Annotated in this window: 11 protein-coding genes; 5 read left to right on the forward strand and 6 right to left on the reverse strand. The window is 70.3% G+C overall.

Features of this window, described 5'->3' with window-relative positions; genetic code table 11:
- Nucleotides 1-3 precede the first annotated feature (3 nt).
- Both J2847_RS05225 and J2847_RS05230 read left to right on the forward strand, forming a co-directional pair.
- A complete protein-coding gene (locus tag J2847_RS05225; protein ID WP_209777677.1) occupies nucleotides 4-1,794 on the forward strand; it encodes an acyl-CoA dehydrogenase C-terminal domain-containing protein in 1,791 nt (596 codons plus the stop codon).
- A 409-nt stretch (nucleotides 1,795-2,203) separates the two neighbouring features.
- Nucleotides 2,204-2,845 carry a response regulator gene (locus J2847_RS05230; RefSeq protein ID WP_209777678.1) on the forward strand — a complete coding sequence of 214 codons (642 nt, stop codon included), beginning with the start codon at nucleotides 2,204-2,206 and terminating at the stop codon, nucleotides 2,843-2,845.
- A gap of 150 nt (nucleotides 2,846-2,995) precedes the next feature.
- On the opposite strand, the gene J2847_RS05235 is transcribed toward J2847_RS05230, so the two are convergent.
- The 6 genes from J2847_RS05235 to mutY all read right to left on the reverse strand — a co-directional run bounded on the left by J2847_RS05235 (nucleotide 2,996) and on the right by mutY (nucleotide 7,956).
- Nucleotides 2,996-3,430, reverse strand: a complete 435-nt coding sequence (locus J2847_RS05235) for a CBS domain-containing protein (RefSeq protein WP_209777679.1) — start codon at nucleotides 3,428-3,430, stop codon at nucleotides 2,996-2,998.
- A 143-nt stretch (nucleotides 3,431-3,573) separates the two neighbouring features.
- A complete protein-coding gene (locus J2847_RS05240; protein WP_209777681.1) occupies nucleotides 3,574-4,275 on the reverse strand; it encodes an OmpW/AlkL family protein in 702 nt (233 codons plus the stop codon).
- A gap of 168 nt (nucleotides 4,276-4,443) precedes the next feature.
- Entirely contained in the window at nucleotides 4,444-4,908 is a 465-nt protein-coding gene (locus tag J2847_RS05245) for a hypothetical protein (RefSeq protein ID WP_209777682.1), read from the reverse strand.
- Nucleotides 4,909-4,966: 58 nt separating this feature from the next.
- On the reverse strand, nucleotides 4,967-6,106 hold the full coding sequence (locus J2847_RS05250; RefSeq protein WP_209777684.1) for an NAD(P)/FAD-dependent oxidoreductase: 1,140 nt from the start codon (nucleotides 6,104-6,106) through the stop codon (nucleotides 4,967-4,969).
- Nucleotides 6,107-6,136: 30 nt separating this feature from the next.
- On the reverse strand, nucleotides 6,137-6,871 hold the full coding sequence (locus tag J2847_RS05255; protein ID WP_233474299.1) for a DUF1194 domain-containing protein: 735 nt from the start codon (nucleotides 6,869-6,871) through the stop codon (nucleotides 6,137-6,139).
- A gap of 26 nt (nucleotides 6,872-6,897) precedes the next feature.
- Complete coding sequence (mutY, locus tag J2847_RS05260) at nucleotides 6,898-7,956, reverse strand: A/G-specific adenine glycosylase (RefSeq protein WP_209777686.1); 1,059 nt, start codon at nucleotides 7,954-7,956, stop codon at nucleotides 6,898-6,900.
- Nucleotides 7,957-8,271: 315 nt separating this feature from the next.
- Between mutY and J2847_RS05265 the strand changes: the two genes are divergently transcribed.
- From J2847_RS05265 to smc, 3 genes are all read left to right on the forward strand, one after another.
- Nucleotides 8,272-8,748, forward strand: coding sequence for a DUF721 domain-containing protein (locus J2847_RS05265; RefSeq protein WP_085554287.1), 477 nt, complete (start codon nucleotides 8,272-8,274; stop codon nucleotides 8,746-8,748).
- Between the two features lie 73 nt (nucleotides 8,749-8,821).
- Nucleotides 8,822-9,472, forward strand: a complete 651-nt coding sequence (locus J2847_RS05270; protein WP_085554286.1) for a DsbA family protein — start codon at nucleotides 8,822-8,824, stop codon at nucleotides 9,470-9,472.
- 16 nt (nucleotides 9,473-9,488) lie between these two features.
- Nucleotides 9,489-12,950, forward strand: coding sequence for a chromosome segregation protein SMC (gene smc, locus J2847_RS05275; protein ID WP_209777688.1), 3,462 nt, complete (start codon nucleotides 9,489-9,491; stop codon nucleotides 12,948-12,950).
- Nucleotide 12,951 lies beyond the last annotated feature (1 nt).

Below are 12,951 nucleotides of genomic sequence, written 5' to 3' on the forward strand. Positions count from 1 at the left end.
GAGATGCCGATCTACAAGGCTCCGCTTGAGGACGTGCGCTTCGTCCTCGATGAAATCGTCGGGCTGGACAATCTGGCGGCGCTGCCGGGCTACGCCGACGCCACCCCCGAGCTGGTGGGCCAGGTGCTGGAAGAGGGTGCCAAGCTCTGCGAGGAGGTGCTGTTCCCCCTGAACCAGTCGGGCGACGGCGAGGGCTGCCATTTCGAGAACGGCGTCGTTCGCACGCCGAAGGGCTTCAAGGAGGCCTACACCACCTACATCGAGGCCGGCTGGCAAGGGCTGGCCTGCGACCCGGCCTATGGCGGGCAGGGGCTGCCGAAGCTGGTCAACACCATGCTGGAGGAGTTCATCTGCTCCGCCAACCTCAGCTTCGGCATGTACCCCGGCCTGTCGCTCGGCGCCTACAACGCGCTGGCGATGTACGGCTCGGACGAGCTGAAGGCGCGCTTCCTGCCGCGTCTGGTCGACGGCACCTGGTCGGGCACCATGTGCCTGACCGAGCCGCATTGCGGCACCGACCTCGGCATCATCCGCACCAGGGCGGTGCCGGCGGAGGACGGCTCCTACAAGATCACCGGCACCAAGATCTTCATCTCGGCCGGCGAGCATGACCTGACCGAGAACATCCTGCATCTGGTGCTGGCCCGCCTGCCCGACGCCCCGGCCGGGACGCGCGGCATCAGCCTGTTCCTGGTGCCGAAGTTCATGCCCAAGGACGACGGCACGCCGGGCGAGCGCAACGGCGTCGCCTGCGGCTCCATCGAGCACAAGATGGGCATCAAGGCCTCCTCGACCTGCGTCATGAACTTCGAGGACGCCACCGGCTGGCTGGTCGGCGAGCCGCACAAGGGCATGCGCGCCATGTTCGTGATGATGAACGCGGCCCGTCTGGCCGTGGGCATCCAGGGGCTGGGGCTGGCCGAGGTCAGCTACCAGAACGCCGTCAACTACGCCCGCGAGCGGCTCCAGGGCCGTTCGCTGTCGGGGGTGAAGGCGCCGGATAAGCCGGCCGACCCGATCATCGTCCACCCGGACGTGCGCAGGAACCTGCTGACCGCCCGCGCCTACACCGAGGGTGCGCGCGCTCTCGGCGCCCTGGTGGCCTACAAGCTCGACGTCGCCGAGAAGCACGCCGACGCCCGCACCCGCCGCGACGCCGACGAGTTCGTGCAGCTGATGACGCCGATCGCCAAGGCGCTGTTCACCGACATCGGCTTCGAGGCCGGCAACATCGCGGTGCAGGTGCATGGCGGCCACGGCTTCATCTGGGAGACCGGAGTCGAGCAGTATGTCCGCGACGCCCGCATCTGCCAGATCTACGAGGGCACCAACGGCATCCAGGCGCTCGACCTCGTCGGGCGCAAGCTGCCGCAGGACATGGGCCGGCTGCTGCGCCACTTCTTCCACCCGGTCGGCCGCGACATCGAGGCGGCCATGGAGGACGACGAGCTGGGCGAGTTCGTGCTGCCGCTGGCCAAGGGCTTCGCCAAGCTCCAGCAGGCCACCGCGCTGATCGCCCAGAAGGGGCTGAAGGATCCGGAAGAAGCGGGGGCGGCGGCGACCGACTACCTGCGCCTGTTCGGTCTGGTGGCGCTCGGCTGGATGTGGCTGACCATGGTGCGGAAGGCCAAGGCGAAGCTGGCCGCCGGCGAGGGCAACGCCGCTTTCCTGGAGGCCAAGATCAAGACCGCGCGCTTCTACATGACCAAGCTGCTGCCGCAGGTGAACGCGCTGTTCATCACCATCACGGCGGGCGCCGCCCCGCTGATGGAGATGGACGAAGCGGCCTTCTGACCGCCGGTCTCCTTACGGTTTCCAGGGATGCGTTTCCTTCCACCGCCTCCGGCGCCAGCGCGCCGGAGGCGGCTTTTTGTTTGGCTTCCGAATGGTATGGAAAATAAGCGGTTGCCCCTTTTGGCATAAGTTCTAGAATGGTGGTGACACTTTTGTGCCATGGGACAGGCTTCGGCGGGTTGCCTTTTTGCCAATGGGTTAGGCATGTGACAAAAGTTAATTTCTGGTTGTGGATAACTGACGGGGCGTGTTACATCTGATTAGGCATTACGTTCGGCCTGGGCCTGCTATATCCTTTGGATTTTATGAATAGGCGGGTCGAGCAGTTCTTCGCTCTTTTTGTGGCCGTTGCCTGACGTGAAGAGCCTGCCTTCAAAGAGTTGCAAGTGTGTGTGCGGGAGTTTGATCGATGAAGATCCTGATCGGTGACGATCATGTGCTGTTCCGGGAAGGTCTGCGCCGGCTGCTGGAGCAGCTGAAGGAGGGCGCGACCTTCGGGGAAGCGAGCAACTTCGACGAGCTTCTGGCGCTGGCGGGAGCGGGCGAGGCCTATGACCTTGTCCTGACCGACCTGCGCATGCCGGGCTGGCCCGGCTTCAGCGGCATCGAGGCGCTGCGGGAGAAGCAGCCGGGCGCCAAGGTGGTCGTGGTGTCGGCGTCGGAGGCGCACAGCGACGTGCGCGAGGCGCTGGAGAACGGCGCCGCCGGCTACATCCCGAAATCCTCCAGCGTGAAGATCATGCTGAGCGCGCTCGACCTGATCTTCTCGGGCGGCGTCTATGTGCCGGCGACGGTGCTGCGCGAGGGCGCGGAACCGGAAGCCCGCGTGGTCGTGCCGCCGGCCGACCCGCAGCTGGAGCAGCTCCTCACCCAGCGCCAGCGCGAGGTTCTCGACCGGCTGCGCGAGGGCAAGTCGAACAAGCAGATCGCCCATGAACTGGGGCTGTCGGAAGGCACCGTGAAGATCCACATGACCGCGATCTTCAAGTCGCTGGGCGTGCGCAACCGCACCCAGGCGGCGATGGCCTTCCCGCAGTCGCACTCGGCCTGACGGAGCGGCGGCCTTTCCATCGGAGTCCGTCCAAGGGACCATGGAACGGCCCGATCCTCTGACGACACCCTGCCTTTGAATAGGAAACGGCGCCGCCTGTCCCGCTTCAGGGGACGGGCGGTGCCGTTTTCATGCGCGCGGGGCCGCCGTTCAGCCGATTCCCGCGACGAAGCCGCGCAGCGACTCGACCTCGAGCTCGGCGTCGTCGATGCGGGCCTTCACCACGTCGCCGATGCTGATGACGCCGACGATCCGGCCATCCTCCAGGATCGGGATGTGGCGGACGCGGCGGTCGGTCATCACCGCCATCAGGTCGGCCACGGTGTCGGTCGGCTGGCCGGTGATCAGTTCCCGCGTCATCAGATCGGCGGCCGGGCGCGACAGGGCGGCGGCGCCGTCGCGGGCGATGGCGCGCACGATGTCGCGCTCCGACAGGATGCCGGCCGGGTGGCCATCCGGCTCGACGACCAGGACGGCGCCGATCCGATGCTCGGTCAGCAGCTGCGCGATGGCGCCGACGGTGTCGGCCGGTGTGGCGGACACGATGCGATGGCCCTTGCGCTTCAAGACGGCGGCGACGTGCATAGGGTGGGGCCTCCCTCCGGTTTCCCATTGAGAGACCATGGTCCGTCGAAGCCGTGTTGCAAGGGAAGCCGCACAAAAGGAAGGGCCGGCCACCCCGAAAGGGGTAGCCGGCCCGTCTTTCTCAACCCGGCGGGGCGGATCGCTTAGAAGCGGTAGCCGACGCCGATGCCGATCAGCCACGGATCGATCGTGACCTTGGAGTTCACGTCGACGCCGAGGTTGGTCTTGGCCTTCCAATCGGTCTTCAGGAAGATCTTCTTGACGTCGAAGTTCAGCGACCAGTTGCCGGCGATGGCAACGTCGACACCGGCCTGGAGGGCCCAGCCGAAGCGGTTCTCATAGTCGGTGTCGATCACGGCGAGGCCGGCCGAGTTGACGCTGTTGGCGGCCTTCTTGTTGTAGAACAGGGTGTAGTTCAGGCCGGCGCCGACGTAGGGGCTGATGCGCTCCTTCGGCAGGAAGTGGTACTGCACCGTCAGGGTCGGCGGCAGCAGGGACACCTTGCCGGCTTCGACGCTGCCGCCGAGCGCGGGCAGGATGTTGCCCTTGACGCGATGACGGCTGGTGCCGGCGATCAGCTCGGCCGCGATGTTCTCGGTGAAGAAGTAGGTGAAGTCGACTTCCGGGATGTAGTCGTTGCCGATCTTGGCGTCGCCGATGTCGGCGTTGAGCGCCGGGGCGTTCAGCCTGCCCTTCTCCTGCGGGATCACGGCGAGGCCGCGCGCACGGACGACGATGTCGCCGGCCGACTTGCCCTTGAAATCCTGAGCGAGCGACGGGGAAGAGATGGCGACCAGAGCCGAAGTCGCCAGCAGGGCGGCGGCGGCGCGCGACAGGATGCTCATGGGGAGTGCTCCAGGCGAAATGCGTTGTTTCTGATTTGTGGCATCAGCCGATGGAGGTATTACCAGACTCGCCGTGGGGCTACTATGGGTGTCGGGGCAGAGCACAACCGATCCCGCCCCGTTGCAGCAGCTCTGCAACAGTGACGAGTTGTCGCATAGACAATCAAATCAAGGGTTTGAGGGCGCCGAAACGGATGGCGCCTGCGCCAGACAGTTCTGGATGATGGCGTAGCATTGGCCAAGTCGTGTGGCGCCACCCGACGATCCGCCGTAAGTCACGCGCTCCACCACACCGTTGCGCAAACTGAAGGTTGCGTCGCAGTCGAAGCTGTAGACTTCCGATCCATAGGCCGGCCAGCCCCAGCCATAACCGTAATGCGGTCCCCAGCCGGTCCCGTACAACCCGACGCCCGGACTGGGGTAGGAAGCGATGCGGACGCTGCGGTAGGTGAAGAACTCGCGGTTGTCGACCGTCGCCTGCCGGTCGGGAACGCCGGCGCAGGAGAGCAGCGTGGCCTTCGGCATGCCGACCAGCGCGGTCTGCGCCATCAGCGCCTGGTCGGCGGCCGGGTTGGCGCAGGCCGCCAGGGTGCCGACGACGAAGCCCCAGCGCAGCAGATGACGCATCGACATGACGACCCTCCCTTTCGGCACCCGTCCTTTCGGCACCCGCGTCGCCACATGGCGCAGGCTAGCGCAGGCGGGACGGCGACAAATCCCGCTCGGTCACGCCCAGCGCCCGGACGTCGGGCGGCAAACCGCCGCCGGTGGCGAGCGCCGCCGCCGTGCGGCCCATGGCGGGTGCGGTCTGGATGCCGTAGCCGCCCTGGCCGGCCAGCCAGAAGAAGCCTTCGGCCTGACCGTCGAAGCCCACCACCGGCACCCGGTCGGCGACGAAGCTGCGCAGGCCCGCCCAGCTGTGCGCGAGTCGGTGAACGCGGAAACGCGACGCTTGTTCCAGCCGGTCGACGGTTTCGGCGATGTCGATCTCCTCCGGCTGGACGTCGCATGGCGCCACCGGGGTCTCGTCGGCGGGGGAGGCGAGCAGGCGCCCGGCGTCGGGCTTCACGTAGAAGCGCTCGCCGACGTCGCAGACCATCGGCCAGCTGTCCAGCCCGGTCTTGTCGGCGGGATCGGCGAAGACCGGATCGAAGGTGATGGCGGTCCGCCGTTTCGGCACCAGCCCGATCGGCCGCACCCCGGCCAGTTCCGCCAGCGCGTCGGCCCAGGCGCCGGCCGCGTTGACCAGCACCGGCGCCGCAAAGCCGCCAGCCGGCGTGTCGACCACCCACAGCCCGTCGCGCCGGGCCAGCCCCGACACTCCGGCGTCGGTGACGATTCGGCCGCCGCGCGCCTTCAGCCCGCGCAGATAGCCTTGATGAAGGGCGTGGACGTCGATGTCGCGCGCGTCGGGCTCCCACACCGCGCCGACGGCATAGTCGGGGCGCAGGAAGGGGGCCATCGCCAGCGTGCGTTCGCGGTCGAAGCGCTCGACCGAGGGAGTCAGGCTGCGGCCGTCGGCGAACTCCTTCTCCAGCAGGTCGGTCTGGTCGGCGCGGCCGATCAGCAGCACGCCGCGCGGCGTCAGCAGCGGATGGTCGGCGAAGCCGGCGGGGGGCGCCGTGTAGAAGTCCCAGCTCGCCACCGTCATGGCGCGGACGGTGCGATGCCCGTAGGTCTGGGTGTAGAGCGCCGCCGAGCGGCCGGTCGAATGATAGCCCGGCTGCGACTCGCGCTCCAGCACCGTCACCCGGCCATGGGCGGCCAGTTCATAGGCCGCCGACGCGCCGGCCATGCCGGCTCCGATCACCAGGAAATCCGCCCGTTCCACGCTTGCTTGCTCCTCTCGGCCCGGTTCTTCTTATGGGGTGCCCGTGCCCTGCCGGGGCAGGTGGTCGGGCAGCGACACCATTTCAAGGATCAGCTTCTGCCGCAACGCCTCGATGAAGCTGGCGCGGTCCATCGCCGATTTCGCGAAGCTGCCGGGGCCGCCGATGACGTGCTCCTCGAAATACTCCTCCAGCCAGGGGAATTCGTCGAGGATCGCCAGCCCGTTGACGATGACGCCGCGCCTCGTCACGCGGTCGCGCGCCGTCGCCGGGTCGAGGCCGCTGTTGGAGAAGCCGTTGGACACGAGGTCGATGACGCGGCGGGGTGCGTTGCCGCCGCCATCGCCGCCTTGGGCGAACAGCTTGGCCGCCTCCTCGATGGCGCTGCCGATGGCGGTCGAGTCGCCCTGGAAGCCGCGCGGGGTGGCGTCGATGCGGTCGGCGAAGCGCCGGGCGTCCTCGGGGGTCTTCAGCAGCGTCCAGGGGATCAGCACCTTCAGGCTGTGCGGGCCGGAATAGGCGGTCAGCGTCACCAGCGCCCCGCCGGCCGACAGCGCGTCGGCCACCGACGGGTCGCGGAAGGCGGCGGCGTGGCCCTGGAGCTGGAATTCCAGGTCGCCCTGGGTGATCGAGGCCGAGCCGTCGAGCGCCAGCACCAGCGCGACGCCGGCCCCGGATGCCGGCTTCGGGTCCGGTTTCGGTTCGGCGGCGGCGGGGCCGGCCATGAGGGCGAGGGCGGCGAGGACGGCAAGCAGGACGCGCGGCATGGACACCCCGGAGACGGAGACGGACTCTAGGCGTTGGACAGCGCGTGGCGGACCACCTTGACCATCACCGACGGCAGGGCCTGATCGCCCAGCCGGTCGATGGGCACCCACAGCCCGCCGGCCGCCCTCCAGCCTTCGCCGGCCTGGGCGGCGACCACCCCAAGTTCCAGGTGAAAATGGCTGAAAGTGTGGCGGACCACCCCCGGCAGCCGGCGCCAGGGGGCGGGCAGCGGCTGTTCCGCCGACACCGCCGCCTCGTCCGGCGCCTCCGGCCCCCAGCCCGTCGAGGGCACCTCGGTCATGCCGCCGAGCAGCCCGTCCTCGGCCCGGCGGCGCAGCAGCACGGCGCCGTCGGGGTTCAGCAGCCAGTAGGCGACGCCGCGCCGGGTCGGCTTGTCGGCCTTGGCCGCCTTGCGCGGCAGAGTCTCGGCGATGCCGGCGGCCCGCGCGTCGCACAGCCCGGCCCAGGGGCAGAGCATGCATTTGGGCTTGCGCGGGGTGCAGACGGTGGCGCCGAGATCCATCATCGCCTGGGCGAAGTCGCCGGGCCGCTCGTCGGGCGTCAGGGTGGCGGTCAGCCGGCGCAGCGTTGGCTTGGCGTTGGGCATCGGCGTCTCGACCGCGAAGATGCGGGCGACGACGCGCTCGACGTTGCCGTCCACCACCGTCGCCTTGCGGCCGAAGGCGATGGAACTGACCGCCGCGGCGGTGTAGGCGCCGATGCCGGGAAGCTCCAGGAGAACCGCCTCGCTCTCCGGAAAGACGCCGCCGTGGCGTTCGACCACGGCTTGCGCGCATTTGTGCAGGTTGCGCGCCCGCGCGTAGTAGCCGAGCCCGGCCCAGGCGACCAGCAGATCGTCGAGCGGGGCGTCGGCGAGGTCGCGCACCGTCGGCCAGCGTTCGGTGAAATTGCGGAAATAGGGGGCGGCGGCCGGCACCGTGGTCTGCTGGAGCATGATCTCCGACAGCCAGACCCGGTAGGGATCGGCGGTCTCGCCGGGCTTGGCGCGCCAGGGCAGGTCGCGGCGGTGACGGTCGTACCAGGACAGGAGCCGCGCGGCGGCCTCGGCGGAATCACGGATCATGGGGGGAATAGATAGAGCCCTCGCGGCGTCGGGAGAAGGGCGAAGGCGTTCGCTCTACGGGGAGAGGTTGCGACGGTGGGCTTGCTTCAACACGGATTTTGCGGATTTCACGGATGTCTTTTTTCGGGCCGACGGATCGCCGGCGCTCCGTCTGGAGGCATGTTCCGTGAAATCCGTGGCAAATGCGTTCGCCGCTCCGGCGCTTGGTCCCGGTCGGCCGGCGCTGGGAAAGCGCCCCCGCTTGCGCTACGGTGCGGCCACCCCACATGACCCGGCAGGAACGGCGCGGGCACGCCAGAGGAGCATCGGCAGCGAATGAGCGGACCACGGCGCATCGGACAGACGGTGCCGGAGGTGGCGGGCAAGGTGCTGGGCAAGCGCGGGCTGGCCTTCGGCGCGCTGATCACCGACTGGCCGGCCATCGTCGGTCCGCAGCTCTCGCTGCGCACGGCCCCCGACAAGCTGAGCTTCCCGCGCGGCAAGCGCGAGGAGGCGACCCTGCACATCCGCGCGATGGGCGCCATCGCGCTGGAGCTTCAGCACCTGGAGCCGCAGATCATCGAGCGCATCAACAGCTTCTTCGGCTACCGCGCGGTGGCGAGGATCAAGCTGATCCACGCCGCGCTGCCCGCCGCCCCCTCGCCGATGCTGCGCCAGCGCGCGCTGACGATGGACGAGGAGATCTCCGTCACCACGACGCTGGCGGCGGTCGAGGACGAGGAGCTGCGCGCCACGCTGGAACGGTTCGGCCGGTCGCTGCTGGCCCGTCCGGCCAAGCGGCCGGGGCGCTGAGGGCCGCCGGCGCTTGCCGGGGCGGCCGGTCATTGTCTATACATCGACAACATCTGGTAAGGATGAAGGCATCGTGAACCGCAAGATTTTGGGACTCGCCGGGCTTCTCGCCGTTGGGATCACCGCCACGCTGGGCGGGGCCGGGCTGACCGCCGCGCCGGCCTCGGCGCAGGCCGCCGCCCCGCTGCCGCCGCTGGACCAGCTGCTGGCCGAGCGCGTGCTGGGCGATCCGAAGGCCCCGGTGACGATCCTCGACTATTCGTCGATGACCTGCCCGCACTGCGCCGTCTTCCACACCGAGGTGCTGCCGAAGATCAAGGAGGCCTACATCGACACCGGCAAGGTGAAGCTGGTCTTCCGCGACTTCCCCTTCGACAAGGCGGCCTTGAGCGCCAGCATGCTGGCCCATTGCGCCCCGACCGAGCGCTACTTCCCGCTGACCGACGTTCTGTTCAAGAGCCAGGCCCAGTGGGCCCGCGCCGCCGATCCGGCCAAGGCGCTGGCCCAATACGGCAAGCTGGCCGGGATGAGCCAGGAGACCATCGACGCCTGCTTCGCCAACACCCAGCTGGCCGACGGCATCCTGAACAGCCGCATGGTCGGCCAGAACCAGCACAAGGTGGAGGCGACCCCGACCTTCATCCTCAACGACGGCAAGGAGAGGGTCGAGGGCGCGCAGTCCTTCGAGGTCTTCGCCAAGGCCATCGACAAGCTGCTGAAGTAAAAAAGGTCGTTTCCCGGTGCAGTTCACGCGTCTCCGCCTGTCCGGCTTCAAGTCGTTCGTCGATTCCACCGATCTGGTGATCGAACCCGGGATGACCGGCATCGTCGGCCCCAACGGCTGCGGCAAGTCGAACCTGGTGGAGGCGCTGCGCTGGGTGATGGGGGAGACCTCTGCCAAGCGCATGCGCGGCGACGACATGGACGACGTCATCTTCGGTGGCACGTCCAACCGCCCGGCGCGCAACCTGGGCGAGGTGGCGCTGGTCGTCGACAACCGCTCGCGCACCGCGCCCGCCGGCTTCAACGAGCTGGACGAGCTGGAGGTGACGCGGCGGATCGAGCGCGGCTCCGGCTCCGACTACCGCATCAACGGCAAGCTGGTGCGTGCGCGCGACGTCCAGCTTCTCTTCGCCGACAACGCGTCCGGCGCCAACTCCCCGGCACTGGTCAGCCAGGGCAAGGTCGCCCAGATCATCGGCGCCAAGCCGCAGGACCGCCGCAGCCTGCTGGAGGAGGCGGCCGGCATCACCGGCCTGCATTCCCGCCGGCACGAGGCCGAGCTGCGGCTGAAGGCGGCGGAAGGCAACCTGACCCGCCTCGACGACATCATCGGGGCGATGGACACGCAGCTCCAGAGCCTGAAGAAGCAGGCGCGGCAGGCGGCCCGCTACCGCAACCTCTCCGAACACATCCGCAAGGCCGAGGCGGTGCTGTGGCACCTGCGCTGGCTCGCCTCGCAGGCCGACCTCGAACGCGCACACGCCGCCTTCGCCGCCGCCGAGGGCGCGGTGCGCGAGCTGATGCTGTCGGTCAATCATCTCACCACCCGCCGGACCGAGGCGGCCGCCGGCCTGCCCGAGAAGCGCCAGGACGAGGCGCGGGCGGCGGCGGCCCTGCAACGGCTGGTCATCGCCCGCGAGCAGCTCGACGCCGAGGAGCGCCGCGTCGCCGAGCAGCAGCGCGCCCTGCATTCCCGCTTGAATCAGATCGCCGGCGACCTCGGCCGGGAGGAGGCGCTCGCCGCCGACGCCGGGGAGGCGCTGGCCCGTCTGGTGGCCGAGCGCGACCGGCTGACCGAGGCCCAGGCCGACGAGGAGATGCTGGAGGAGGCCGCGCGCGAGGCGCTGGCCGAGGCGCGCGAGGCGGTCGACGGGCTCGACCGTGAATTGACCCGGCTGACCGAAGCGGTCGCCGCCGACGAGGCCCGCCGGGCCGCCACCCAGCGGCAGGCCGGGGAGCTGGAAACGCGCGTCGCCGGTGTCGCCAGGCGGCTGGCCGAGCAGCAGGCCCAGCGCGCCGCCCTGGAGGCCGAGATCGCCGGCCGGCCCGACGTGACCGAGGCCGAACTGGCGGTCGAACTGGCCGAACAGCGCCTCGAGGAGGTCCGCGAGGCGGCGGAAACCGCCGAACGCGCCAAGGCCGACGCCGAGCCGGCCTTGGCCCGCGCCCGCGAGACGCTGTCCCTTGCCGAATCCACCCGCGCCAAGCTGCGCGCCGAGGAGCGCGCGCTGGCCGAGCTGCTGGCCGCCGGGTCGAGCGGCCTGTTTCCGCCTCTGGTCGACGCGGTGACGGTGGACCCTGGGTATGAGGGAGCGCTGGCCGCCGCGCTGGGCGACGCGCTGACCGCGCCGCTCGACGAGGCGGCCCCGGTGCATTGGCGCCATTTCCCGCTGCACGACAGCATGGCCGCCCTGCCGGCCGGGGTCGAGCCGCTGGCCGCCCGCGTCGACGGCCCGGCCGCCGCCGCCCGCGCGCTGGCCCACATCGGCGTGGTCGGCGACGCCGCGACCGGCGCGGCGCTGGCGCCCGCGCTGGCGCCGGGGCAGATCCTGGTCAGCCGCGACGGCGGGGCGTGGCGCTGGGACGGCTTCACCGTCCAGGCCGGGGCGCCGACCGCCGCCGCCGTCCGCCTCAAGCAGCGCAACCGGCTGGCCGAGCTGCGCGGTGAGCTGGACCTGTCCGATGAGCGCGTCGAGGCGGCGCGCGAAACGCTGGACGCCGCCAAGCGCGCCATCGAGGACGCCGTTCTGGCCGACCGCCGCGCCCGCGAAGCGGTGCGCGAGAGTTTCGCCGCCGTCAACGCCGCCCGCGACCGCCACGCCAAGCTGGCGCGCGAGGCCGACGCCGCCGCCTCGCGCCTGTCGGCGCTGGTCGAGGCGATCGAACGGCTCGACGCCGACCTTCTGGAGGCCACCGCCCGGCGCGACGAGGCGCTGGAACTGCTCGACGCGCTGCCCGACGCCCGCGAGGGGCGGGAGCGGGTCAGCGAGCAGCGCACCGTGCTCGCCGAACGCCGCGCCGCGCTCGCCGAGAAGCAGAACGGGCTGGATCGTCTGACCCGCGAGGCGCAGTCCCGCCGCCAGCGTCTGGCGGCCATCGCGGCGGAGGTCGCCTCCTGGGACACGCGCTCGGCCGGGGCCGGCGGGCGGGTGTCGGAACTGCGCGAGCGTGCGGCGGCGGCGGAGACCGAGATCGCCCAGCTCGCCGGCCGTCCGGCGGCGATCGCCGCCGAGCGGCAGGAGCTTCTCGACCGCACCGCCGAGGCCGAGCGCGCCCGCAAGCGCGCCGTCGATGCCTTGGCCGAGGCCGAAGGGCGGCTGGCCGAGAGCGAGAAGGCCCTGCGCGACGCCGAGGCCGGGCTCGCCGATTCCCGCGAGGCCCGCGCCCGCGCCGAGGCGGCGGTGGCGACGGCGATGCAGCAGGCGCAGACCCTGACCGAGCGCATCGCCGAACGGCTGAACTGCGCGCCGCAGGACACCCGCGCCGCCGCCGAGCTGGCCCCCGGCGAGGAGCTGCCCGAGGCGGCCGGCGTCGAGGCCCGGCTCGACAAGCTGACGCGCGAGCGCGAGGCCATGGGGCCGGTCAACCTGCGCGCCGAGATCGAGGCGGCCGAGCTGGAGGCCCAGATCGGCGGCCTGCATGGCGAGCGCGAGGATCTGACCGCCGCCATCGCCCGCCTGCGCCAGGGGATCGCCAGCCTGAACCGCGAGGCGCGCGAACGCCTGGTCGCCAGCTTCGACACGGTGAACCGCAATTTCCAGGATCTGTTCACCCGCCTGTTCGGCGGCGGCAAGGCGCATCTGGAGCTGGTCAACGCCGAGGATCCCCTGAGCGCCGGCCTGGAGATCTACGCCAGCCCGCCGGGCAAGAAGCTTCAGGTGCTCTCGCTGCTGTCGGGTGGCGAGCAGGCCTTGACGGCGCTGTCGCTGCTGTTCGCGGTCTTCCGCTCCAACCCGGCGCCGATCTGCGTGCTCGACGAGGTGGACGCGCCGCTCGACGAGGCGAATGTCGGGCGCTTCTGCGATCTGGTCGAGGACATCGCCCGCCAGGGCGACACGCGCTTCCTGATCATCACCCACCACCGCCTGACCATGGCGCGGGTCGACCGGCTGTTCGGCGTGACGATGGCGGAACGCGGCGTGTCGCAGCTCGTCAGCGTCGACCTGACGGCGGCGGAGGAGCTGCGCGGGGTGGCGTGAG

Origin of the sequence: Azospirillum agricola, from assembly GCF_017876095.1 — a bacterium.
GTDB lineage: Bacteria > Pseudomonadota > Alphaproteobacteria > Azospirillales > Azospirillaceae > Azospirillum > Azospirillum agricola.

Excerpts from the sequence above, each read along its gene's own strand:
- J2847_RS05225 (WP_209777677.1), top strand. The coding sequence starts at position 4 with ATGCCGATCTACAAGGCTCCGCTTGAGGACGTGCGCTTCGTCCTCGAT.
- J2847_RS05230 (WP_209777678.1), top strand. The coding sequence starts at position 2,204 with ATGAAGATCCTGATCGGTGACGATCATGTGCTGTTCCGGGAAGGTCTG.
- J2847_RS05235 (WP_209777679.1), bottom strand. The coding sequence starts at position 3,430 with ATGCACGTCGCCGCCGTCTTGAAGCGCAAGGGCCATCGCATCGTGTCC.
- J2847_RS05240 (WP_209777681.1), bottom strand. The coding sequence starts at position 4,275 with ATGAGCATCCTGTCGCGCGCCGCCGCCGCCCTGCTGGCGACTTCGGCT.
- J2847_RS05245 (WP_209777682.1), bottom strand. The coding sequence starts at position 4,908 with ATGTCGATGCGTCATCTGCTGCGCTGGGGCTTCGTCGTCGGCACCCTG.
- J2847_RS05255 (WP_233474299.1), bottom strand. The coding sequence starts at position 6,871 with ATGCCGCGCGTCCTGCTTGCCGTCCTCGCCGCCCTCGCCCTCATGGCC.
- mutY (WP_209777686.1), bottom strand. The coding sequence starts at position 7,956 with ATGATCCGTGATTCCGCCGAGGCCGCCGCGCGGCTCCTGTCCTGGTAC.
- J2847_RS05265 (WP_085554287.1), top strand. The coding sequence starts at position 8,272 with ATGAGCGGACCACGGCGCATCGGACAGACGGTGCCGGAGGTGGCGGGC.